At 63.7% G+C, this 23,173-nt stretch carries 22 protein-coding genes; 13 read left to right on the top strand and 9 right to left on the bottom strand.

What is annotated here, in order from left to right; genetic code table 11:
* Positions 1–246: 246 nt before the first annotated feature.
* Positions 247–2,049, top strand: coding sequence for a sigma 54-interacting transcriptional regulator (locus tag AC1DWQ_RS14995; RefSeq protein WP_477670357.1), 1,803 nt, complete (start codon positions 247–249; stop codon positions 2,047–2,049).
* 20 nt (positions 2,050–2,069) lie between these two features.
* Here AC1DWQ_RS14995 and AC1DWQ_RS14990 read toward each other — a convergent pair whose 3' ends face one another.
* The 4 genes from AC1DWQ_RS14990 to AC1DWQ_RS14975 are packed head-to-tail and all read right to left on the bottom strand — an operon-like array spanning position 2,070 to position 5,199.
* A complete protein-coding gene (locus tag AC1DWQ_RS14990; RefSeq protein ID WP_477670356.1) occupies positions 2,070–2,690 on the bottom strand; it encodes an ATP-binding cassette domain-containing protein in 621 nt (206 codons plus the stop codon).
* A gap of 6 nt (positions 2,691–2,696) precedes the next feature.
* Positions 2,697–3,443: an ABC transporter ATP-binding protein gene (locus AC1DWQ_RS14985; RefSeq protein ID WP_477670355.1), complete on the bottom strand. Its 747-nt coding sequence runs from the start codon at positions 3,441–3,443 to the stop codon at positions 2,697–2,699.
* Positions 3,440–4,183, bottom strand: a complete 744-nt coding sequence (locus AC1DWQ_RS14980) for an ABC transporter ATP-binding protein (protein WP_477670354.1) — start codon at positions 4,181–4,183, stop codon at positions 3,440–3,442. Before AC1DWQ_RS14980 ends, AC1DWQ_RS14985 begins: the two co-directional genes overlap by 4 nt.
* A complete protein-coding gene (locus AC1DWQ_RS14975; protein WP_477670353.1) occupies positions 4,180–5,199 on the bottom strand; it encodes a branched-chain amino acid ABC transporter permease in 1,020 nt (339 codons plus the stop codon). The genes AC1DWQ_RS14980 and AC1DWQ_RS14975 overlap by 4 nt, the downstream gene beginning before the upstream one ends.
* A gap of 180 nt (positions 5,200–5,379) precedes the next feature.
* Between AC1DWQ_RS14975 and AC1DWQ_RS14970 the strand changes: the two genes are divergently transcribed.
* The 7 genes from AC1DWQ_RS14970 to AC1DWQ_RS14940 all read left to right on the top strand — a co-directional run bounded on the left by AC1DWQ_RS14970 (position 5,380) and on the right by AC1DWQ_RS14940 (position 13,264).
* Entirely contained in the window at positions 5,380–6,270 is an 891-nt protein-coding gene (locus AC1DWQ_RS14970; RefSeq protein ID WP_477670352.1) for a MurR/RpiR family transcriptional regulator, read from the top strand.
* Positions 6,267–8,210 carry a bifunctional 5-dehydro-2-deoxygluconokinase/5-dehydro-2-deoxyphosphogluconate aldolase gene (locus AC1DWQ_RS14965; protein WP_477670351.1) on the top strand — a complete coding sequence of 648 codons (1,944 nt, stop codon included), beginning with the start codon at positions 6,267–6,269 and terminating at the stop codon, positions 8,208–8,210. Before AC1DWQ_RS14970 ends, AC1DWQ_RS14965 begins: the two co-directional genes overlap by 4 nt.
* Before the next feature lie 60 nt (positions 8,211–8,270).
* On the top strand, positions 8,271–9,176 hold the full coding sequence (locus AC1DWQ_RS14960; RefSeq protein WP_477670350.1) for an NAD(P)-dependent oxidoreductase: 906 nt from the start codon (positions 8,271–8,273) through the stop codon (positions 9,174–9,176).
* A gap of 40 nt (positions 9,177–9,216) precedes the next feature.
* Entirely contained in the window at positions 9,217–10,569 is a 1,353-nt protein-coding gene (locus AC1DWQ_RS14955) for an ABC transporter substrate-binding protein (RefSeq protein ID WP_457281808.1), read from the top strand.
* 26 nt (positions 10,570–10,595) lie between these two features.
* Complete coding sequence (locus AC1DWQ_RS14950) at positions 10,596–11,525, top strand: branched-chain amino acid ABC transporter permease (protein ID WP_477670349.1); 930 nt, start codon at positions 10,596–10,598, stop codon at positions 11,523–11,525.
* Between the two features lie 134 nt (positions 11,526–11,659).
* Positions 11,660–12,403 (top strand): SDR family NAD(P)-dependent oxidoreductase, encoded by a 744-nt coding sequence (locus AC1DWQ_RS14945; RefSeq protein ID WP_477670348.1) that lies wholly within the window; start codon positions 11,660–11,662, stop codon positions 12,401–12,403.
* A 51-nt stretch (positions 12,404–12,454) separates the two neighbouring features.
* Positions 12,455–13,264, top strand: a complete 810-nt coding sequence (locus AC1DWQ_RS14940) for an SDR family NAD(P)-dependent oxidoreductase (protein WP_477670347.1) — start codon at positions 12,455–12,457, stop codon at positions 13,262–13,264.
* A 3-nt stretch (positions 13,265–13,267) separates the two neighbouring features.
* Here AC1DWQ_RS14940 and AC1DWQ_RS14935 read toward each other — a convergent pair whose 3' ends face one another.
* Together AC1DWQ_RS14935 and AC1DWQ_RS14930 are read right to left on the bottom strand one after the other, a co-directional pair.
* Positions 13,268–14,458: a pyridoxal-phosphate-dependent aminotransferase family protein gene (locus AC1DWQ_RS14935; RefSeq protein ID WP_477670346.1), complete on the bottom strand. Its 1,191-nt coding sequence runs from the start codon at positions 14,456–14,458 to the stop codon at positions 13,268–13,270.
* 9 nt (positions 14,459–14,467) lie between these two features.
* Positions 14,468–15,370: a DMT family transporter gene (locus AC1DWQ_RS14930; RefSeq protein WP_477670345.1), complete on the bottom strand. Its 903-nt coding sequence runs from the start codon at positions 15,368–15,370 to the stop codon at positions 14,468–14,470.
* Between the two features lie 87 nt (positions 15,371–15,457).
* Between AC1DWQ_RS14930 and AC1DWQ_RS14925 the strand changes: the two genes are divergently transcribed.
* From AC1DWQ_RS14925 to AC1DWQ_RS14910, 4 genes are all read left to right on the top strand, one after another.
* Positions 15,458–16,360 carry a LysR family transcriptional regulator gene (locus AC1DWQ_RS14925; RefSeq protein ID WP_477670344.1) on the top strand — a complete coding sequence of 301 codons (903 nt, stop codon included), beginning with the start codon at positions 15,458–15,460 and terminating at the stop codon, positions 16,358–16,360.
* A gap of 85 nt (positions 16,361–16,445) precedes the next feature.
* The gene (locus AC1DWQ_RS14920) at positions 16,446–17,453 is read left to right on the top strand and encodes a Bug family tripartite tricarboxylate transporter substrate binding protein (RefSeq protein WP_477670343.1); all 1,008 of its coding nucleotides are present in this window, start codon (positions 16,446–16,448) and stop codon (positions 17,451–17,453) included.
* 214 nt (positions 17,454–17,667) lie between these two features.
* Positions 17,668–18,750: an asparaginase gene (locus tag AC1DWQ_RS14915; RefSeq protein WP_457281800.1), complete on the top strand. Its 1,083-nt coding sequence runs from the start codon at positions 17,668–17,670 to the stop codon at positions 18,748–18,750.
* Between the two features lie 3 nt (positions 18,751–18,753).
* Positions 18,754–19,746 carry a M14 family metallopeptidase gene (locus tag AC1DWQ_RS14910; RefSeq protein WP_477670342.1) on the top strand — a complete coding sequence of 331 codons (993 nt, stop codon included), beginning with the start codon at positions 18,754–18,756 and terminating at the stop codon, positions 19,744–19,746.
* Between the two features lie 22 nt (positions 19,747–19,768).
* On the opposite strand, the gene AC1DWQ_RS14905 is transcribed toward AC1DWQ_RS14910, so the two are convergent.
* The gene (locus AC1DWQ_RS14905; RefSeq protein ID WP_477670341.1) at positions 19,769–20,287 is read right to left on the bottom strand and encodes a flavin reductase family protein; all 519 of its coding nucleotides are present in this window, start codon (positions 20,285–20,287) and stop codon (positions 19,769–19,771) included.
* 203 nt (positions 20,288–20,490) lie between these two features.
* Here AC1DWQ_RS14905 and AC1DWQ_RS14900 point away from each other — a divergent pair, with 203 nt between their 5' ends.
* Entirely contained in the window at positions 20,491–21,237 is a 747-nt protein-coding gene (locus tag AC1DWQ_RS14900; protein WP_477670340.1) for a M14 family zinc carboxypeptidase, read from the top strand.
* Positions 21,238–21,263: 26 nt separating this feature from the next.
* On the opposite strand, the gene AC1DWQ_RS14895 is transcribed toward AC1DWQ_RS14900, so the two are convergent.
* Both AC1DWQ_RS14895 and AC1DWQ_RS14890 read right to left on the bottom strand, forming a co-directional pair.
* Positions 21,264–22,082, bottom strand: a complete 819-nt coding sequence (locus AC1DWQ_RS14895; protein WP_477670339.1) for a M55 family metallopeptidase — start codon at positions 22,080–22,082, stop codon at positions 21,264–21,266.
* Positions 22,079–23,155 carry a DmpA family aminopeptidase gene (locus AC1DWQ_RS14890; protein WP_477670338.1) on the bottom strand — a complete coding sequence of 359 codons (1,077 nt, stop codon included), beginning with the start codon at positions 23,153–23,155 and terminating at the stop codon, positions 22,079–22,081. The genes AC1DWQ_RS14895 and AC1DWQ_RS14890 overlap by 4 nt, the downstream gene beginning before the upstream one ends.
* Between the last annotated feature and the right edge of the window lie 18 nt (positions 23,156–23,173).

Raw genomic sequence — 23,173 nt, 5'->3', positions numbered from 1 at the left:
TCAGCTCGCCACATCGGCGCGTCGTGCTCCTGTATCGCAATGCATGTACCAGCGCCGCGTGCCAGGGCCCGCTTGCTGCGCTGCACCCAAAGCTTTTTCACTGGGAAAACGGGGACATACCCTAGGTATGTTTGCTGCGGTGCAGCACATGGAAACCACCCATGTTTTCTTCATCAAATAGTTATAAAGTTGAATCAAATTTCACCAATTGATCAAATCAAATCAATCAAATCGAGGAGCAAAGCCATGCGCGCATCCGATCGCATTTCCCTGGCCGAGGTGGCTCGGGCCACCGGGGTCGCGCTGGGCAGCTTCGACAGCGCGTCGGTGGCCAAGGCCATGGGCGGGTTTGCCAGCACGCACATCGGCGGCGACACGCACCCGACGATCGCGGACATCAGCGAATGCCTGTTCTTCTCACCGGGTGACGGGCGCATCTGGCTGCAGGACCAGCGCATGGTGTTGCTGCACACCGAGGCACTCGGTTCCATGCGCCGCGAAATGATCGACAGCCTGGGCATCGAAAAAGCCCGCGGCCTGTTCACCCGCGCCGGTTATGTCAGCGGCGCCCGTGATGCCCAGCTGGTGCGCAAGCACTGGCCCGACGCCGACCCGCCGGCTGCCGCCATGGCCGGCACGCGCCTGCATGCGCTCGAGGGCGTGGTGAAGGTCGAACTGGTCAGCGTGACCTACGACCCGGACACCAGCGGCTATGAAGGCGAATTCATCTGGCACAACTCCAGCGAGGACGATGAACACATTGCCGCCTACGGCATAGGTGGCTCCCCGGCCTGCTGGATGCAGGTGGGCTACGCCACGGGCTACGTCAGCACGCTGTTCGGCCGCCTCATCGTTTTCCGGGAAACCATGTGCCGGTCCATGGGCCAGGCGCAATGCCGGGTGGTCGGCAAGTCCGCCGACAAATGGGACAACATTGAAGAGGACATGCGCTACCTGAATGCCCGGGAGTTTGTCGACACCGCGGCCTATGCGCGCAGCGAATCGGTCCCGGCCGACCTGGCGACCGGCGACATGCCGGCCGGCGACGCGATGGTGGGAGCCTCATCCGCCTTCAACGCGGCCTGCCATCAATTGAGCCGGGTGGCACGCACGACGGCCACCGTGCTGTTCACGGGCGAGTCGGGCGTGGGCAAAGAAAAATTCGCCAGCATGCTGCACAGGATCAGCCCGCGCAAAGAGCAGCCTTTCATTGCCGTGAACTGCGCGGCCATCCCGGAGACCCTGATCGAGTCCGAGCTGTTCGGCGTAGAGCGCGGCGCCTACACCGGGGCCAGCCATTCGCGGCCGGGCCGCTTTGAGCGGGCCAGCGGCGGCACCCTGTTCCTGGACGAAATCGGCATGCTGAGTTTTGTGGCGCAAGGCAAGCTGCTGCGCGCCCTGCAGGAGGGCGAGGTCGAACGCGTGGGCGGCACACGCGGCATCGCCGTCGACGTGCGTGTGGTGGCCGCCACCAATGAGGACTTGCGCCAGGCCGTGCGCGAAGGCCGGTTCCGCGAAGACCTGTTTTTCCGGCTCAATGTGTTTCCCATTCACCTGCCGCCGCTGCGCGAGCGACGCGACGACATTCCCCTGCTGATGAACCACTTCCTCAACCACTACCGGCGCAAGCACGGCTGCAACACCGGCGGCTTCACGCAGGCCTCGGTGCGCACGCTGCTGAACTACGACTTTCCCGGCAACATCCGCGAACTGCAAAACCTGATCGAGCGCGCCGTGATCATGGCCGATGCCGACGGCTTGATCGACGTGCACCACCTGTTCACCGGCGGCGAGACCTTGAGCACCGAGGTCATGACCTTGCGGATGCAGGGCAGCTCAGGCACTTTGAACTTCGACGGTGCGCCGGCCGGTGCGCATCCCGTGCCGGCTGGCACCGCCGCTTCGCAGCAGTCCCTGGAGCAAACCGAGCGCGACATGCTGGAACGCGCCATCTCCGCCTGCCAGGGGAATCTCTCGGCAGCGGCGCGGCGGCTCAACACCACGCGGGCGAAGCTGGCTTACCGCGCCAGAAAACACAGCCTGATTTGAACCGCGTGCGGGGCCGTGGATCAAGCTGCCGGCGCCAGCGCCCCCAGGTAGGCCCTGACCTTCTCGTCGCGCGCCAGCGTGTCGAAGTCAGGCGCTTCGCTGACCGCACCTTTTTGTACAAAGATGAAACGCTCGCAGCATTGCCGCAGGATGTCGACGTGGTAGGGCTCGTTGGGATGCAGGCATAAAAACACCAGGCGGCCGTTGGCCCTGAGTTTGGCGAAGAAGTCCAGCATGAAGCCGATGTAGCCATCCTGCGTGTTGAACTGCGGTTCGTCGAACAGGTGCACCAGCGGCGAATCGCTCTGCGCATGCGCCAGCATGAAGTCGGGTTTGGTCTTTTGAAATGACCGCACCTGGTATGACTGGTGGTAGTGGATCGCCAGCCGGTCGCGTTCGCGTGTGCGCACCTGGTGGATGTCCTGGCCGTTGACCAGCACGCGGCCCGCGCTCGGCAGGTTGCTACCGGTGATCAGTTCGAACAGCGTGGTCTTCCCGGAACCGTTGGGGCCCATGACACCAACCACGCAGGGCTTGTGCACCTCGAAATCGGCGTTCAGTGAAAAGGTGGTCGTCTTGCGGAAGACGCCATGCTGGTATTGCTTGGCGACGTTCTCGACGCGTAACAGTGGATGGCTCATGCTGGCTCAGACTCCCAAAAGCTGCCGGCACAAGGCGGCGTCGTTGCGCAGATCGGCCGCAGGGCCCTCGTGGACGATCACGCCCTGGTTCATCACATAGGCGCGGTCGGCCACCTGTAGTGCGCTCTGCACGTTTTGCTCGACCACCAGCACCGCGATGCCTTCGGCCTTGAGCCGGCTGATGGTTTTCATCACGTCCTGCACCACCTTGGGCGCCAGGCCCTGGCTGGGTTCGTCGAACAGCACCAGGCCGGGCGAGCCCAGCAGCGCGCGCGAGATTGCGACCATCTGCATTTCGCCGCCCGAGAGGTTTTCGCACTCGCGGTGCATCAGGTATTCGAGCGCGCTGAAGATTTCAAAACATTCCTTCTCCTGCCAGGGGCGAAAGCGCGTGGTCTTGCGGGCGATAGCCAGGTTGCGCGCTACCGTCAGCGTCGGGAAGATGCGGCGGTCGTCCGGCACCCAGCCCATGCCGGCCTTGGCGATCTCGTGCGTGGGCATACGGGTGATGTCGCACGCGTCGAAGGCAATGCTGCCCTTGCGTGGCGGCGTGAGGCCGAGCACGGAGCGAAGCAGCGTGGTCTTGCCCGCGCCGTTGGGGCCCAGCAGTGCCACCACTTCGCCGGCGCCGACTTTCAGCGATATGTCGAACAGCACCTGCGTTTCGCCGTAGTAGGTGTCTATGCGGTTCACCGCCAGCATGTCGGCCTGCGGCGACACGGTTTTGATGACGGACTTCAGGACCGCGCTCATGCCAGCGCCCCCAGGTTGGACCGCCGCACCCATTCGTTTTCACGCAACTGGTCAGGCGTGCCATGGCTGATGACCTGGCCCCAGTGGATGACGGAGATCTGGTCGGCGAGCTTGAAGAGGAAATTCATGTCGTGTTCGATGATCACAATCGTGAGCTGGCGCTTGAGTTCTTTCACCAGCTCCATCAGGCGCGCCGTGCCTTCGGCACCCAGGCCGGCGGTGGGTTCGTCGAGGAAGAGCATGCGTGGCTCGGCTGCGAGTGCTACACCGATCTCCAGCGCGCGGCGCTCGCCGTAAGACAGGCTGCTGGCCAGCACGTGCTCCTTGCCCTTGAGGCCGACGCGCTCGAGGATGGCCGCGGCCAGTTGCTGGGCCGTGCTGTCGGCGCCCAGATCGCGCCAGGGGTTGAAGCCCTGCCTGCGCACATGCGGCGTGGCCACCAGCACGTTGTCGAGCGCGGTGTAGCTGTCGAACAAATTCATGATCTGGAAGGAACGCGACACGCCCTTGCGGGCAATCTCCCGCGGCGAGAGGCCGGTGATGTCCTCGCCGGCAAAGGTCACACGGCCGCGGTCGGGCTTGTAGCGGCCCGTCAGCACATTGAAGCAGGTGGTTTTGCCCGCGCCGTTGGGGCCCATGATGCCGTTGAGCTCACCTTCCCTGAAGCTGAGCGTGATGTCTTGCAGCACCACCTGGGCACCAAAGCGTTTGGACAGGCCGCTGGCCTCGAAGAGCTTCACAGTGCACCTCCGGCGGGGGTTGTCACGGGTTTGGCCACCACAGTGCGCCGCGGCCGTGCCTTCCAGGCTTGCCACGCGCCGGCAATGCCTTCGGGCTTGAACAGCACCATCGCCATGAAGACGAGGCCATACCAGAGCAGCCAGGTCTCGGTGTAGGCGCCCAGCAGGTCACGCGCCAGAATAAAGAAAGTGGCGCCGATGATGGGGCCCCAAAAACTTACGAGGCCGCCGCCTATCAGCACCATCATCACGACGAATCCCGAGTTGTGCAGGCTCATGACGTTGGGGTAGGCCGACTGCTGCGCCATGGCGAACAGCGCACCGGCCAGGCCCGCCACCGCGGTGGAGATCGTGAAGGCCAGCCACTTGTAAAGCCACACGTTGTAGCCCACAAAGGCGGCGCGGGTCTCGTTCTGCTTGATGGCACTGAAGATGCGACCCAATGGCGAATGGATCAGCCGCCACAGCACCAGCAGCACCAACCCGAACAGCACGAGGCAAAAGAAGAAGAGGGCGTTGTTGCCGGAGAGATTGAAAGACACAAAACCAAAATCGGCCGGCAGGCGCTTGATGTTCAGCAGCCCGTCTTCACCGCCCGTGACGGTATGCCATTTGTTGGCGATGAACCAGAACACCTGGCCGAATGCGATGGTGAGCAAGGCGTAATAAATGCCGCGCCTGTGTGAGATGAACAGCGCCACCAGCGCGCCGAGCGCCGCTGTGACCAGCACCGCGCCGGCCAGGTCGAACCACAGGTTGGGCCAGACCTTGAGTTGCAGCAGGCCGAAGGCGTAGGCGCCCGCGCCAAAGAATGCACCGTGCCCGAAGGAGGGCAGGCCGGTGAAACCCAGGAGCAGGTTGTAGCCCATCGCAAACAACACCCAGATCATGATTTCCAGGGCCAGGTATTGGTACAGCCCGACGCGGCCCACCCACAGCGGCGTGGACAGCAGCACCAGCAATGTGGCGAGCATCGGCAGAGGGATCAGCGGCGCGCGGCCGGAAGCGAGTTGCATGGGGACCTTGTCTCTTCGGTTTTTCTGGGTGAATGAGTGGAGCTAGAAAAACAAGTGCTGAAAATGGGCTGGACACAACAGAATATACGTTCTATTATTTAAATAAGCAAGAATATCTATTCTAATTTGATGCGACGCAGGCCCGGCCCGTCCATCGCATTCCCGAGGCGGCAACGACATATGGACTCTGCAACGACTTACGAAGAACTCAAGGCGCTGATTGGCCGGATTTACCCGGACATGTCCAAGCAGCTGCAGCGCATCGCGCGCTTCGCGCTCGAGCAGCCCAACGACCTGGCGCTGGGCACGGTGGCGACGGTGGCCGAGGCCACCGAGGTGCAGCCTTCGGCCATGATCCGCTTCGCCAACGCGCTGGGCTATGGCGGCTTCTCCGAAATGCAGCAGGTGTTCCGCGGCCACCTGCTGGAGCGTTCCGACAGCTACCGCGAACGCATAGACCAGATGCGGCGCAAGCAGCTCAACGGCGAGCGCGCACCGGCCGGTGTACTGCACCAGTTGGTGGGCGAATCGGTGGCCGAACTCGGCCACCTCGAGGAAAGCATCGCCCAGGCCGACCTGAAAGCGGCTGTCAAGCTCATGGCCTCGGCGCCGCGCATCCATGTGCTGGCCCAGCGCCGCGCTTTTCCGGTGGCGGGCTACCTCGCTTATGCGTTGAGCCAGCTCGAACTGCGCACCCACCTGCTCGACGGAACGGGCGGCATGCTGCGCGAAAGCCTGCGCTCCGTTGCGCCCGGCGATGTGTTGATCGCCGCCAGCTTTCGCAACTATTCGCCCGAAGTCATCGCGGCTGCAGCAGAGGCCGCCAAACTGGGAGCGCTGGTAATTGCCATTACCGACGGTCCCCTCTCGCCGCTCAAGGCGCATGCCAAGGTTTGCCTGGAGCTGGCCGACGATTCCTCCAAGCCGTTCCGCTCGCTGGTCGCACCGCTGTGTCTGGCACAGGCGCTGGTGGTCAGCACCGGTCATCAACTGGCTGAGCAGAGCGCAGCGAAAGCCAAAACCAGGAACAGCAAGACCGCAGCCAAGCCAACTCGCAAGGGGGCCGTATGAGCCGCCCGCTGGATCTGATCTGTGTCGGCCGCGCCGCGGTGGATCTGTATGGCGAGCAAATCGGGGGCCGTCTTGAAGACATGCAGAGCTTCACCAAATATTTGGGTGGCTCGCCGGCCAACACCGCGGTGGGCGTGGCGCGCCTGGGTCTGAAGCCCGCCATGCTGACCCGTGTGGGTGACGAGCACAATGGCCGTTTTGTGCGCGAAACCCTGGCGGCCGAAGGCGTGGACGTGAGCCATGTCGCCACCGATCCCAAGCGCCTGACGGCACTGGTGTTTCTGGGAATCCAGGACCGCGACACTTTTCCGCTGGTGTTCTACCGCGACAACTGCGCCGACATGGCGATCAGTCCAGACGACTTCGATGCGGCCTTCATTGCTTCGGCCAAGGCGCTCCTGATTTCGGGCACGCACCTGTCGCAGCCGCTCACCTATGAAAGCTGCAAGCGCGCCATGATGATGGCCAAAGCCGCGGGCACGCGCGTGGTGCTCGATATCGATTATCGACCCGTGCTATGGGGCCTGACCAGCCCGGGCATGGGCGAGCAGCGCTTTGTACCTTCCGGCGAGGTCAGCGCGCATCTGCAAACCGTCGTCGGTCACTGCGATCTGGTGGTCGGTACTGAAGAAGAAGTTCACATCGCCGGGGGCAGCACCGACACGCTCGCAGCCCTGCGCCGCTTGCGCGAGTTGACGCAGGCCACGCTGGTGGTCAAACGCGGGCCCATGGGCTGCGTGGTGTTCGACGGTGCGATTCCCGATTCACTGGAAAAAGGTTTGCAAGGCCCCGGCTTTCCGGTGGACGTCTACAACGTATTGGGCGCCGGCGATGCGTTCATGTCGGGGTTTCTGCGCGGCTGGATCCCGGGGGAGCCGCTCACACGCTGCTGCGCCTATGCCAACGCCTGCGGCGCGCTGGTGGTGTCGCGCCATGGCTGCGCGCCGGCCATGGCGAGCTGGGAAGAGTTGCAGTTTTTCTTGATGCATGGCTCGGCCACCCGGCGCCTGCGCGAAGACGCGCAGCTCGAACACCTGCACCGTGTCAGCACGCGCACACGCCGCTGGGAAGAACTGGTCATCCTGGCGTTCGACCACCGCAAGCAGCTGGAAGAGGTAGCGGCACGCCATGGCGCGCCTAGCGAACGCATCCCCCTTTTCAAATCCCTGATCGCCGAAGGTGCGCGGCTTGGAGCCGGCCAGCGCAGTGGCGTCGGCGTGATCGTTGACGGACGCTTTGGTGAAGAGGTGCTTCCAACGGTGACCGGCAAAGGCTGGTGGGTCGCAAGGCCGGTCGAGCTGCCGGGTTCACGACCGCTGCAGTTCGAAGCCGGCGCCGGCCTGGGTGCGGTCATGCGAACCTGGCCCAGCGAGCACGTCGCCAAATGCCTGGTGTATTACCACCCGCATGACAAGCCGGCCTTGCGCGACAGCCAGCTGGCCAAATTGGCCGACCTGCAGCGAGCCAGCGTGGACAGCTTTCACGAGTTCCTCATCGAGGTGATCCCACCCAAGGACATGCCCGCGGATGGCGACACCGTACCGATGGCGCTCGAACAAATCTACCAGGCTGGCATCTTCCCCGACTGGTGGAAGCTGCCGCCAGCCGTTAGTGCGGCTGCCTGGGAAAAGATCGCGGCCGTGGTGGCGCAGCACGACCCGCATTGCCGCGGTGTGCTGGTGCTGGGCCTGGAGGCCAGCGAGGAAAAACTGGATCAGAGCTTTCGAATCGCAGCGCCGCACGCCATCTGCCGCGGCTTTGCCGTGGGGCGCTCGATCTTTGCCGATGCCGCAACTGGCTGGTTCTCAGGCGCCATGGACGACGCGGCGGTGGTCAAGGCCATTGCCGAGCGCTATGCGCGGCTGATCTCGCTGTGGGACCAGGCGAGGGCGGGCGCAGGGGCCACTGTTTCAGTAGCCGCCACTGAGGCCGTGAACTAAGCCGCCAAACGCAACAGACAGAACAGACAAGCCACAACGGGAAAGAAAACGGAGACAAACATGACAATACCCAAAATCGGATTCATCGGCATCGGCATGATGGGCCACGGCATGGCCAGGAATCTGCTGGCCAAGGGCTTCGCCCTCACCTTCAAGGTCAACCGCAACAGGGACAACCTGGCCGACCTGATTGCCGCCGGCGCGAAAGAGGCCAGGACCAACGCCGAATGCGCGCAGGCCAGCGATATCGTGTTCATCTGCGTCACGGGCTCGCCCCAGGTCGAAGAGATTGTCTACGGCAAGGACGGCTTGCTGGACGGCGGCCGCAAAGGCCTGATCGTGGTCGACACCTCCACCGCCGAGCCCGCTTCCAGCACCCGCATCCGCAACGACCTCGCGGCCAAAGGCATCAAGCTGGTCGATGCGCCGCTGGCGCGCACGCCCAAGGAAGCCGAGGAAGGCAGGCTCAACACCATGGTCGGCGCCGAGCCTGAGGACTTCAAGGCGCTGGAGCCGGTGCTCAAGGCCTTTTGCGAAAACATCTTCCACGTCGGCCCGCCCGGCCACGGCCACGTGCTCAAGCTGGTCAACAACATGATGGCCATGAGCTTTGCGGCCTCGATTGCCGAGGCCTTTGCGGTGGCGGCCAAAAGCGGGCTGGACCTCAACCGCCTCTATGACGTGATCTCGGCCGGGGGCGTGAACTGCGGCATCTTTCAGATGATGGCAACGAAAACGCTCAAGGAAGGCGACGTCACCGGCTTCAAGTTCGGCATCGCCAATGCGCAAAAAGATTTGCGCTACTACACCCATCTGGCCGAGATGCTGCCCGTCACCAGCTTCATGGGTGAGGCCACGCACCAAAGCCTGATCCAGGCCAGCAACGCTGGTTACGGCGACAAGCTGATCGCCTCCCTTTTCGAAGCACAGGAAAAACTCAACGACGTCAAGATCGTTCCCCGTTAAGCCAACCCGTTTGACCCATTTACACGCAGGAGACAAAACCATGAGCGACATCAAGAACAACCACGCAACACCTGAATCCCAATCCGACAGCAAGGCCACCTCGCGCCGCGCGCTGCTCAAGCACTCAAGCCTGGCGCTGGTGGGGGCGGGCCTGTACGGCGCGGCGCCCTTCATGGGGCCGTGGAAGCACAACCACGCCTGGGCGCAGACCGGCCAGAAGAAACCGCTGACCATTGGCCTGACCATGGACGCTTCGGGCCTGTATGCAGCCTCGGGCGCCGAAGAGCGCCTGGGCGCCATGATGGCGATCAAGGAATTTAACGACAAGGGCGGTGTGCTGGGCCGGCGCATTGAGGCCATCCATATTGACACGGAAACGACACCGGCCACCGGCTCGCGCGTGGCCGAACGCATGATCACGCGCAATGAGGCCTCCTTTCTGATCGGTGCAGTGCACTCAGGCGTCTCCAATGCCATCTCGCAGGTTGCGCAGAAATACGGCACGGTATTTTTTAACACCAACTCCAGCAGCCCGACCGAGGCCGGCAAGGACTGCCACCGCACCAAGTTCGTCTGGGACGGCAACGGCACCAACTTTTCCAACGCGATCGTCAAGAACGCCATCAAGGCCAGCGGCAAGAACTGGGTGCTGCTGACCAACGACTATGTGTGGGGCCACACCACCTCCAAGGCGACACGCGCGATCGTGGAAGCCAACGGCGGGCGCATCGTTGAGGAGCTGCTGGTGCCGCAAAACACCCGCGACTTCTCGTCCTACCTGCTCAAGCTGCAACAGCTCAAGCCCAATGTGGTGGCCACGGCGGTGGGCGGTGACGACATCAAGGCGCTGCGCCAGCAAGTTGTGCAGCTCAAGATGAACCAGTCCATGGCGTGGATCAACAACCAGCAGGACTGGCCCGATGTCTACGGTCTGGGCCCCGAGGCCATCTTCGGCGTCTTCGGCACCACGTGGTACTGGCGCCTGGGCCTGCCGGGCGTCAAAGAGTTTGTGGCGGCATACCAGAAGCAGTTCCCTGGCATGGCGATTCGCGTGCCGGGCAATGTGTATCACAACGGTTATATGGCCACGCGCGAGCTGCTGCGCTGTGTGGAAGAGGCCGGCACCACCAACAACATTGCCGTGATCAAAAAGCTCGAAGGCCGCAAGATGAGCGCGGCCGACCGCCTGCAGCACTACGACGCGTGGATGGATCCCGTCACCCACCAGTGTCAGCAGACGATTTACATGGCGACCTACAACGACCAGCCCGCCGAGAAAGACGACATCTTCAAGATCCTCACACAGGCCGATCCCAAGGATGTGGCGGACAAGGATGCCGGCGGCGCCTGCAAGCTTGAGAGCTACGACGCGACCCCCAGCTACGAAGTCTGACTGGCCCTCCATCTTCAAAGACCGACATGGATTTTCTGCTCCAGCTTATTCCGCACCTCGTCAACGGCATCTCGCTGGGCCTGTTGTTCGCACTCATCGCGTTGGGCTTCATGCTCATCGTGGGGGTGATGGAAACCATCAACCTGGCGCACGGCTCGCTGTTTGCGCTGGGCATGTACTTCGCGCTTTTCCTGATCGCACCGCAGCTGGGCATGTTCCCGAACCTGCAGGCCTGGTACATGAGTTTGCCGCTGGGAACGCGTTACCTGGCGGCACTCATTCTTGCGCCCATCCTGGTGGGTATTTTCGGCTTGTTGCTGGAGCTGTGCATGCGGCGCACTTATGGCCGTGACCCGCTCTATGGCCTGCTGCTGACCTTCGGTGCGGCGCTGGTCATTGAGGAAACCATACGCCTGGTGTGGGGCTCCTCGGAAAAGCAGTTGATGCTGCCTGAAGTCATCTCTGGCGCTTTCCTGATGGGTGACCTGGTCTATTCGAAGTATCGCTTCTTCGCCAGTGGATTCGCCATCCTGATGATCATGCTGCTCTGGGTGTTTTTGCAGAAGACGCCTTACGGCGCGATCATCAAGGCCGGCGCGCACGACAGTGAAATGGTGCGCGCCCTGGGCATCAACCTTTCTCGCCTGCGCCTTTTCGTATTTGGTCTGGGCGTGGCGTTGGCCGCCATCGCCGGCGTGGTCATGGCGCCGATCTGGGGTATCCGCCCGCATGTGGGCGTAGACGCAGTGGTGCCGGCATTCCTGATCATTGTGCTGGGCGGCGTCGGTTCGCTCTGGGGTGCAGTGATCGCCGGGCTGATGGTCGGCATGGTTGTTGGGCTCACGGGTTCGTATGCGTCCGAATGGTCGTTGATGTCCATGTACCTCTTGTTCATTGCCGTCGTGACATTCCGCTCACGTGGATTGTTTGGCAAGAAGAGCGTCCTGGACGCTTGAAGTCGGCACACCCCCGTCTCGGCTCACTTTGTGTAGCCGGATCCCCCCTTGCAGGGGGCAACACTAGCGGCCCGGCAAAGCCGGTTCCGCGGTGTTCTGGTAAAGAGTTTTTTGACGACTATGAAAGTTGAGTAATGAAACCGCTTGAAAACAAAGTCGCGCTCGTCACGGGCGCGGCGGGCACCATGGGCCTGGCCGTCGTCAAGGTGTTGCTGGAGGACGGCTGCAAGGTCGCGATGGTGGATGTCAGCCATGAACGCAACCGTGCGCTCGCACATGAGTTGGGCTCGCGTGTCCTGCCGTTCTCGTTTGACATCAGCGATGCGGCCGCCGTGAGCGACGGTCATGCGCTCATCGTCAAGGCCTTCGGGCCAGTCGACATCCTGATCAACAACGCGGGCATCCTGTCCAACAACAAGATCGAGGCCACCGAAGCGGGTGAATGGCGGCGCGTGATGGGCGCCAACCTCGACGGCGCTTTTTACCTTGCGCAGCAGGTGGTGCCGGCAATGAAGGTGCGGCGCTTCGGCCGCATCATCAACACCAGCTCCCTGGCGGCCAAGACAGGTGGATTGACAGCAGGCACGGCCTATTCGGTGTCCAAGGGCGCGATGAGTTCGCTGACCTTTTCACTGGCGCGCGAACTCGCGCCCTTTGGCGTCACGGCCAATGCCGTCGCGCCCGCTTACGTCAAAACGCCCATGATCACCGAACAGCTCAATGAAGAGCAGCGCCAGAAGCTGCTCAAGGACATCCCGGTCGGCCGCTTCTGCGAGCCCGAGGAGTTCGCTCACGTGGTGCGCTTCCTGGCCTCGCCGCTGTCGGGTTTTATCACGGGCGAGATCATCGACCTGAACGGCGGGCTATTGATGGACTGAGGGAAAGCCCTTTCGTCGCTAGCCGGCTTTGCGCCCACAATTTCGCCATCCATGAGCATCACACCCCGGATTGATTTCAGTACCGCGCTTTCAGGCCTTTTTGACCTGCGCGGCAAAACCGCTTACGTGCCCGGTGGCTATGGTGGTATTGGCGAGGCCGTTGCCTGGGGCCTGGCGATGGCCGGCGCACGGGTGGCAGTTTCGGGGCGCGACGAAGCCAAGGCCGAGGCCGTTGCCTCCGCGCTGCGTGCGGCAGGGCACGAGGCCATGGGTCTGGCCATGGACGCGCATTCGGTGCCGCAGATGCAGGCTTCCGTTGATGCGGTTGCGGCGCAATGGGGAGCCCTCGACATCTTGATGAACTGCGTCGGCATGCAGCGTGAGCAGGCCTTGCTGGAGGTGACGGAAGAAGCCTTTGACGAGGTGTTGCAGGTCAACCTCAAGGCCGCCATGTTTCTTGCGCAGGCTGCGGCTAAAAAACAGATTGAAGGCGGCAGGGGCGGCGCTCAGGTGCATCTGCTGTCGGTGCGCGCGCAGCTCGGTTTGCGCGGCCGGGGTTATTCGGCCTACAGCAGCAGCAAGGGCGGCCTGGTCATGCTGATTCGCCAGCATGCGAGTGAACTGGCGCCGTACGGCATCACTGTCAACGGCATCGCACCTACGGTGGTGCAGACGGAGATGGCGCGCCACTGGCTCGAAAATCCTGAGACGCGCAAGCAGGTGTTGGAACGCATTCCGCTGGGTCGCGTGGCCGACCCGCAGGACGTGGCGGGTGCGGCCGTTTTTTTTGCGGCGCCCGCATCCCGCTTTGTGACCGGGCAGGTGCTTTACCTCGACGGCGGCATCACTGCCTCGCAGTAGGTACTAGCGTTTACCTGCCAAGGCTGCAACGGCATGCTGCACGCCGCCGCCGATGGGAATGCCCTGCACCTGCATGGCCGCTTCCAGGCCGGCCAGGCAACCCAGGATCATGGCCGGGTTCATGTCACCCAGGTGGCCGATGCGAAAGGTTCTTCCCGCCAGCGGGCCCAAACCGCCTGCAATCGCCACCTGAAACCGTTCGCGCGCAACAGTGCGCAAGGCTTCGGGATCAATGCCCGCAGTGACAGACACCGTCGTGACGGAGACCGAGCGCGCCGCAGGCTCGCGCACAAAAAGGCCCAGAGCACCGCCTTCACTCCAGGCATCGACAGCGGCGTGCACCGCACTGGCGATCAGCTGGTGGCGGGCGATGACCTCTTCGACGCCCTCATGAAAGATCAGCCCCAGTGCAGCCTCCAGGCCGAACAGCAGGCTTTGCGGGGGCGTGCCGCAGAACTTGCGGTAGCTGAGCGGGCTTTGCCGCCGCGCCCAGTCCCAGTAAAAGCGCGGCGAGGGATTGGCAGCGGCTACCTTCATCGCTGCGGCATCCGCAGCCACAAAGGCCAGACCGGGCGGCACCATCAAGCCTTTTTGCGAGGCGCCCAGCACGACGTTGGCGCCCAGCGCATCCATGGCAAAGGGCGCCGCGCCCAGCGACGCGACCACATCTACCACCAGTAGCGCGGGGTGGGCCGTGGCTTCCAGCACCCGCCGGACCTTGCCCGGGTCACTGGTCATGCCGCTCGCAGTGTCGGTATGAACCACAAATACCGCCACGATGGCATGCGCAGTGTCGGCGCGCAGCGCGGCTTCTATGGCCGGCACGTCAATCGGGTAACCCTCGCGCCAGGGCGTGCGGATGACTGCTGCGCCCATGGCCTCGGCCTGTATGGCCCAGGATTCGGAGAAGTGCCCCGTTCCGGCGATCAGCACCTGCTGCCTGGGCGCCAGCAGGTTGGCGATCACGGCCTCCCAGGCGCCGTGGCCGTTGCAGGCATACAGGAAGACGTCGGCCGCGGCGGTTTGCAGCAGCGCCTTGAGCCCGGTCTCGCAGGCCTGGATCACACGATCAAGCCGCGGGTCGGCCAGATCCATGGGCTGGCGCCGCATCGCGTCCATCACCTCGTCGGGCACCCGCGTGGGGCCAGGTGAATGGAGGAAGCGATGGCCGGGGATGCGTTTATGAGGCGTCATGCTGAAAAATTATGCGCCTGCCGGCTTGCGATTGACCAGCACAATGCCCGCCGCGACCATGGCCAGCGCCACCAGCAGGCCCGTGGTGACGCTTTCTTTCAGCCACAGCGCGCCGAACAGCAGCGCGAACAGCGGCGTGAAAAACACGAACACCGAAATCTTGGTGGCCGGGTAGCGCCCCAGCATCCACATCCAGGCCAGGTAGCTGGCGAATGCGCCTATGACGGTCTGCAGCAGCAGGGAAGTAATGGCAAACGGGCTGAAATGCCACGACCATTGCTCGCCCAGGTAGAGCGACAGGGCCGGAAACACTGCGGCGCTAACGGCCAATTGGTAGAACAGGAGTTTTTCAGCGGAGATGCTGACCAGTTTGGTGGCACGTATCACCACCGTGGTCAGGCCCCACAGCATGCCGGCGGCCAGTGCCAGCAGATCGCCCCGCGCCGTCGACGCATGATCACCGGTGAAACCTTCACGCAGCGCGAACACCACGGAGGCGAAGGCGCACAACAGGCCCAGCCATTGCACGCCGCGCAGGCGTTCGGACTTCACCCACAGCGGTACCAGCAGGGCGACCCAGAAAGGCGAGGTGTACAGAAACACCGTGAGGCGGGAAGCGCTGGTGTATTGCAAGCCTACATAAATGCAGGCGAACTCTGCGCCGAACAGCGCGCCCGCCAGCAGGCCGGCCTTCAGCGAATCGTCGCGGCTGAAGAGCGGGACCTTGCGCCACAGGCACCAGAGCCAGAGCAACGCCGTGGCGCCAACCAGCCGCAGCGAGGCCTGGAACATCGGCGGTATTTCGCTGATCGTGGCCTTGATCAAGACCTGCTGCAGGCCCCAGAACAGGCAGCATCCCAGCAAGAGGGACATGGCGAGGAGATCGAGATTGGCTTTGCGGGCTGTCTTCATGCCTTGATGGTAGCCCGACCCCTGGCAGCTCGCTGGCCGGGGTAACAAGGAATACCATTGCATTAAATCCCTGGACAAGGTGCTGCCGTGGACCATAAATGGCTGGAAGACTTCATCGCGCTGGCACGTGAGCGCAGCTTTTCGCGTGCGGCGGAGCTTCGCCATGTGACGCAGCCGCAATTTTCGCGCCGTATCCGCGCTCTGGAGCTGTGGGTGGGCGCCGACCTGATCAATCGCGCGGTGATGCCTCTGGCCCTGACGGCCGCCGGTGAAGAGCTGCTGCCGGTGGCGCGCCGCGCGGCGGCGAGCCTTAACGATGCGCGCTCCCGCATCCGCCATGCACGGGGCGGGCTGGACTGGGTCACGTTGGCAACAGGCCGCACGCTCTCACGCAGCGCCGTGCCTGACTGGCTCGCGCGCGCCAAGCGCGGAGCCGGGGAGTTTCGCTTGCGCATTCTCACAGGCTCCATCCATGAAGGCGCCACCGCCCTGGAGCAGGGGGCTGCTGACTTCCTGCTGTCGTTCACGCATCCGCGGCTGCCGCTGTTGCTGGACGAACAGACGTTCGAAGGACTCGCGCTGGGCATCGACGAACTCGTGGCCGTCAGCGCACCGCGCGCCGATGGCCAGCCGCAGCACGCCTTGCCCGGCACGGCCCGCAAGCCGGTGCCGGTGCTGGGTTATGCGCCCACGCTCGCGCTGGGCCAGATCCTTCAGGACGGGCTCAGCCGCAGTGCGCGCGAGCTGCATCTGCATACCGTGACCGAGTCTGACTTCGCCGAGTCGCTGCATGAGCAGGCCTTGCAGGGCGTGGGCCTGGCCTGGCTGCCGCGCGGACTGGTCGAAGGTGACCTGCGCAGCGGAAGGCTGGTGGAGGCCGACGGCAAGGGCCTGACGGTCCGGTTTGAGATTCGCCTGTACCGGCCGCGCAGCCCGCGCAATGAATTGGTGCAGCGCATCTGGTCCGCCAGCACGCCGGCTGCTTCCTGAATCCAGGTCGCATGCGCCCATGCGTGATACGCATGGGCCGCGCAGGGGCGGCTCCTAGACTGGCGCCATCAACAAGGAGCGCGCCATGCCAGGAATGTTTACCCTCAATCGCCGCGGCGTGAGCCGCACACTTTGCCTTGCCGCCGCAGGGCTGTTGGGTTTGCCGGCTGCCTGGGGCCAGGCCTGGCCTGCCGGCAAGCCCATTTCGCTGGTGGTGGGCTACCCTGCCGGCGGAAGCGTGGACCTGGTGGCGCGCATCATCGCCGAACCGCTGGCCAAGCGCCTGGGCACACCCGTGGTGATCGAGAATATCGGCGGCGCCGGTGGAACCATAGGCGCCCAAAAAGTGGTCAGTGCCGCGCCCGACGGCTATACGCTGCTGCTGGGTTCGGGCAGCGAAATCTCGATTGCCAAACTGTTCAACGCTGCGGTCAAGTACAACGGTGAAACCGACTTGAGCCCGGTCGGGCTGATAGGCGTCACGCCCATGGTCTTTGTGACCAACACCAAGACCGGCGTCAAAACCATGGAGGAAGCGATTGCCAAATCCAAACGCGAACGCAACCAGCTGAGCTTTGCCTCTTCGGGCATAGGCACGCCGCTGCATGTGTCGGGAGAGCTGATCAACCTGATGGCTGGCACCACCTTCCGCCATGTGCCGTATCGCGGCGCAGGACAGCAGCTGCAGGACTTGCTGGGCGGCAATATCGAGTTCAGTGTCTCTGTGCTTTCCTCCGCGCTGCCACACATCGAGTCCGGCAAGATGATCCCCTTGGGCGTCACCACGCCGACGCGTTCGCGGGCTGCACCACAAATCCCTGCACTCGGCGAGAACCCCAAGCTCAAGGGTTACGACATGAACGTCTGGTTCGGCCTCTTCGGGCCCGCCAAGCTGCCGGCGCCCATGGTGGCGCGCCTGAACAGGGAGCTCAACGAAATCCTGCGCGAAGAAGCCGTTTGGCAAAAGCTCCAGAAAGCCGGCATCTCCAATGACGGCGGCACGCCACAGGCGCTCACGGCCTTTATCCGGGCTGAAACCCAGCGCGTGCGCAACGTGGTCAACAAGGCAGTGGCGACCGGCGCTACCTCGTAAGTCGTCAGCGGGAATTCACCCAAACCCATGCGGTGCCGTTGAAGCTGAAGCCGCGGGGGCCGGGCCGGGACAACGGCGGCAGGCCCACAGAAGACCCTGGCTCGCCATGATCTGTATTTGTTAATCGCGAAGCGTGCTGGCCAGGCCCCTCCGGAGCACTGGCGGGGCTCTGCACGCCGAGCAATATTTTTAGCCCGACACGGAGGGAATTGTCATGCACTTATCTGTCATATCAATGTTGCGCGGGCTCGCCTGCGGTCTGCTATTGCCGCTTGCTGTTTCGGCTTCGGCGCTGGCCCAGGAAGTGAAGAAACCTAACGTGGTGCTCATCGCCACCGGCGGCACGATTGCCGGCGTCGGAGCATCGAGCACCAACATCGGCGCCTATCAGGCCGCTGTGGTTGCTGTCGACAAGATCATGGCCGCCGTGCCGGAAATCCAGACTATTGCCAACGTCAAGGGCGAGCAGATCTTTCAGGTCGGCTCACACAACCTCACCAACGACCGCCTGCTCCAACTGGCCCGGCGGGTGTCTGAACTCCTTCGGTCGGACGAGGTTGATGGCATCGTGATCACCCACGGCACCGATACCCTGGAAGAGACCTCGTACTTTCTCAACCTCACCGTCAAAAGCAGCAAGCCGGTCGTGATGCTCGGGTCAATGCGGCCCGGCACGGCACTCAGCGCAGATGGGCCGCTTAACCTCTACAACGCGGTGGCGGTCGCCGGGAGTAAAGAAGCGGTGGGAAAAGGGACTTTGGTGGTCATGAATGACGAGATTCACAGCGCCCGGGATGTCACTAAAACCAATGCGACCAGGGTTGACACCTTTAAATCTCCCTACGGTCCCCTCGGTCTCGTGATCGAAGGTCAGGCCAGGTTCTACCGTGCGTTGATTCGCCCGCATACGGTGCAGAGTGAGTTCGACATTGACAAGATACAGACTCTGCCGCAGGTCGACATTGCTTATGGCTATCAGAACATGAACCGTGCGGCATACGACGCGCTGGTCGCATCCGGGGCCAAGGGCATCATTCATGCGGGTGTCGGCGCGGGAAGCGTTCCTGAGTACATAGCTGGCCCGCTTAACGAGATTCGCGCCAAGGGGGTGTTTGTCGTTCGGGCAACCCGTACCGGCAGCGGTGTGGTGATTCGGAACAATTCGGTGAAGGATGACGTCAATGACTGGCTCGTTGTTGACGACCAGAATCCCCAGAAGGCCCGAATTCTTCTGGCCTTGGCCTTGACGAAAACAAGGGACACCAAAGAGTTGCAGAAAATCTTCTGGCGGTACTGACACATGAAACGATCAGGAAGCGATCAAGCGAAGTCTGGCGAAGTGATCAGGAAAGCCCATGCGGTGCAGCTTCAGCCGCCAGGGTTGTCATTCTGGGCGGCCTCCTCCACAGGGGTGGCGCATGTGCAGGAGCGCACTTCAACCGAAGCCGGCCCGGAAGTGCTGGTGTCGGCGCTGGTGCATGGCAACGAATATTCGGGCGCCTGGGCGCTGGACGCGTTTCTTCTCAGCGGGCTGCAACCGCGGCGGGGGCGCATCACGGCCGTGTTCTGCAACACCGAGGCCTTCATGCGGTTTGACACCCGCAAGCCCGACGCCTCCCGTTTTGTTGACGAGGATTTCAACCGCGTATGGTCCCCTGAGCTGCTGGACGGCCCCAGGCGCAGCGCCGAGCTGCTGCGCGCCCGCGAAATCAGGCCGTTTGTTGACCGCGCCACCCATCTGCTGGACCTGCATTCCATGCATGAACCCGGTGGCGCTTTGCTGGTGACGGGCATGCTGCCGCGCAATATTGCTTTTGCACAAAGCCTGGCTACGACGGGCCAGGTGGTCGTCGATGCCGGCCACGCCGACGGGGTCCGCATGCGGGACTACGGGCCGTTTGGCGACGAAAACGGCGACCGCATTGCCCTGCTGCTGGAGGCCGGCCAGCACTGGGAACTGGCGTCGCTGCAGGCGGCGCGCAACGTGCTCATGCGGTTTCTGGTGGGCTCCGGGGTGATTGACCGCGGCGATGTGCCGCCTGGCTGGTTGCTGCCCGATGCGCCGCCGCCGCCGCCCGTGACGGTGACACACCGCGTGGTTGCGCGGTCAATGGACTTTGCGTTTGTGCAGGACTTTTGCGGCGGCGAAACCATACGCCACGCCGGCACGCCGATTGCGCATGATGCGGGCGAACCGGTGGTGACACCCTACGACGACTGTGTGCTGGTCATGCCGTCGGTGCGGCAGTTGCGGCCCGGTGTGACGACCGTGCGGCTGGGCAGGCTGGGCTGAACACGGCTTGCGCAGGTGCGGTTTACAGCGGATGCTCGGTATAAAACTTGCCGCCGTGAAACAGCAGCGGCGCGGCCCCCGCGCGGTGGGTGCAGCGCTCCACTTCGCCCACGAAGATCACATGGTCCCCTTCTTCGTACCGGCTGCGGTTGAAGCACTCGAAAGTGGCGGCTGCGCCTGTCAGCAACGGCGCGCCGCCGACGCCCTCCGTAAACAGCACGCCTTTCCAGCGGTCTTCGCGCCGGCTGGCAAAGCGCTCGGCCAGCTCTTTCTGGTCAGCCGCGAGGATGTTGATGACGTAGTGTGATCCGGTGCTGAGCGCGGCCATCGATCCGGCCGCCTGCGCCAGGCTCCAGAGCACCAGCGGCGGCTGCAGCGATACCGAGTTGAAGGAGTTGGCGGTCAGCCCGACCAAGGCGCCTTGCGGCGTCCGTGCGGTGACGATGGTGACCCCGGTGGCAAACATGGCCAGCGAAGCCCGGAACTCCCGCTGGGAGAAGCTGGGGCTGCTCGCTTTGCGGGGGATGGCAGGGGTCAGCATAGAAGGGTAATTTAACCGAAGCGGTACAGGCGTACCCGCGTCAGGGTTTAGGCCGCGTCTTGCGAGGGACTGGCGGCCCGGCAGTTAAACTGGGTGCCATGCCATTTTTTCGTTCTGCCGCCTGTTTTTTTGCTATCTATTTAATAGCTGCTGGCGCTCGTGCAGATTCACCTTGCGCCGATTACTCTTCCAAACTCCCGAATGTGAAGCGTGAGCTGTGTGAGGCGGCGCAACTGCAGGCTTCGGGGACGCGTTCGGTTGACGGCCGGGTGCTCTGGGTGCGTGACGTCAAGCCCGAGCAGCCCGGCTTGCGTGTGCTGGTCGTCGGTGCGATTCACGGCGACGAGTTGTCCTCAGGGGCCGTGGCGCTGCACTGGATCAGGCTGGCTTCCCAGCCGCCGCTGGACTCGCCCCAGGCGATCCACTGGCGATTCGTTCCTGTCCTCAATCCGGACGGCGTGCTTTCCAGGCCGCCTCGCCGTACCAACGCACATGGTGTGGATTTGAACCGCAACTTTCCCACCCCCAATTGGGAGCGCGACGCGAAGGTTTACTGGGAAAAGCGCACCGGCAAGGACCCGCGCCGCTGGCCTGGGCCCAAGCCGCTGTCCGAGCCCGAGTCGCGGTTTTTGCATGAGCAGATGCAAAGCTTCAAACCCAACCTTATCGTCAGCATTCATGCGCCTTACGGCGTGCTCGACTTTGACGGCCCCTCGGTGCCGCCCTCCAGGCTGGGGCGCCTGTACCTTGACCAGGTGGGCATCTTCCCCGGCTCACTGGGCAACTATGGGGGTGTGCACAAGGGCGTACCGGTGGTCACCATCGAATTGCCCAATTCGACCCGCACGCCGCTGGACGCCGAGATGCGCCAGATGTGGCTGGACCTGCTGCGCTGGATGAGTGAGCGGGCCGTGGGGCAGGGCGCGGAACACGCGCCGCGCGTGCCTTAGAACCCATTTAGGCCGCGAACAGCTTCCTAGCGCAGCATGCTCGACATGGCCGACAGGCTGTTGACCATGCGCACCGCGGCTTCCACGGTGGGTGCGTCAAAGCCGACTTCGTTACCGTCCAGCCGCCGCAGGGCCGGCCATTGGCAAAACAGGTCGGCCAGGGCCGGCGACTGGGTCTGGATGCGCACGGCGATGGGGCCTGGCAGCACATAGGGGCGGGCTGAACCGTGCTGCACCAGCGCAGCGGCCACGCCGGCGCGGATGGCGCCGCAGGCCTGGGCCGGGGAAAGGCTGATGCCGCTGGTCTGGCCGGTGGCCCGCTTGGTTTGCACAAAGGTGGCGTGCGGAAACAGCGGACGGTGTTCTTCGATGAACACATCGTCGCCGCTGGCCATCACCACCGGTACGCCGTACTCGCCGGCCAGCGCGCCGTAAATTCCGGCTTCGCCCAGTTCAAGGCCGTTGAAGTACACGCGTGCAAAGGCAAAGCTGTTGATGGTGTGCGCCAGAATGCCGCGGCCCTGCGCGCGCGAGTGGTAGCCGATCATGCAGACCGCGTTCACGCCGTCGTCGACGCCGGCCATCATGCTCAGGTAGCGCGGCTTGCCCATGACGGCCTGGGCGCGTGCGTCCAGCAGGTCGGGCGGCATGTTGCGAAAACTTCCGTGTGAATCGTTGACCAGCACCTCGGTGGCGCCTGCATCGAAGGCGCCGGCGATGGCGGCGTTGGCCTCGTGCGTCATCAGCAGGCGGGCGCGTTCGTACTCGGGGTTGCCGGCGCGCACCTGTTCGTGGTGAAAAACGCCGGCAACGCCTTCGATGTCGGTGGAAATCAGGACTTTCATGGGGAATCCGGTGAAGATGGAAAGGAGGATGAGGAGGGCCAGCCGGGCAGCAAGTCGTGCAGCGCGTTGCGATGATGGCCGTCGCGGCCGGTGACGGCGCGGGCCTGCCACAGGGCGTGGATGATGGCTTGCTCGGTGCTGTCGGCAACGGCCTGGAACAGCGGGTCAATCAGGCCGTCATGCAGCATCGCCACGGCCGGCATGGGCCTGGCGGTTTGCTGCGGCACGGTGTAGGCGGTGGAAAACGCCAGCGCGATATCGCCGCTGCCGTGGCCGAATACCGAGCCGGTGCGGGCCAGGCCGGCGCCGGCGCGCAATGCCAGCCGGCGCAGCTGGCGTGCGTCAAGGGGGGCGTCGGTAGCGATCAGCAGGATGATGGAGCCTTTTTCCGGCTCTGCCGCGTGCATGCGATGTGCCGCCAGCCTGGAACCCAGAGCCTGGCCTGCCAGGACCAGTTGCGGCAGCTGGCCGTAGTTGGCCAGCACCAATGTGCCTACGATGTGCTCGCTGCCCCCAGGTGTCGCCACGCGACGCGAAGCCGTGCCTATGCCGCCCTTGAGACCGAAGCTCGACATGCCGCGACCGGCGCCGACCGAACCTTCCTCCACCTCCACACCTGCCTGTTCGCAGGCCTGCAGGTAGTGCTGCCCGGTGACAGCCATGCGCTGGATGTCGTTGAGAAAGCCGTCGTTGCATTCAAACACCAGCGGGTTGACCGTTGGCAGGCCGCGCCCCGTTTCGGGGTTGGCCGCAACGCACTGTTGGATCTGCGCTGTGGCCACGGCGGCAGCCGAAAAGGTGTTGGTGAGCGCAATCGGCGTCTCCAGCACGCCGAGTTCCTCGACCTGCATCAGGCCTACGCTCTTGCCGAAACCATTGAGCACGACAGCCGCGGCCGGGACCCGGTCTCGGAACAGGTCACCGGCATGGGGGCGCACCACCGTCACGCCCGTTTGCAGCTCGTTCGCGTCCAGCGTGCAGTGGCCCACGGTCACACCGGCGACGTCGGTAACGGCGTTGCGCTGCCCGTGCGGCAGGCTGCCGATGTGGGGCAGCAGATGGCGGGGTGTCACGACGCGGCCTTGCCCCGG

This window comes from Polaromonas sp. P2_G11, assembly GCF_056403595.1.
Note: the sequence above shows the minus strand (reverse complement) of the source record. Positions and strands in the feature narration are given on the sequence as shown.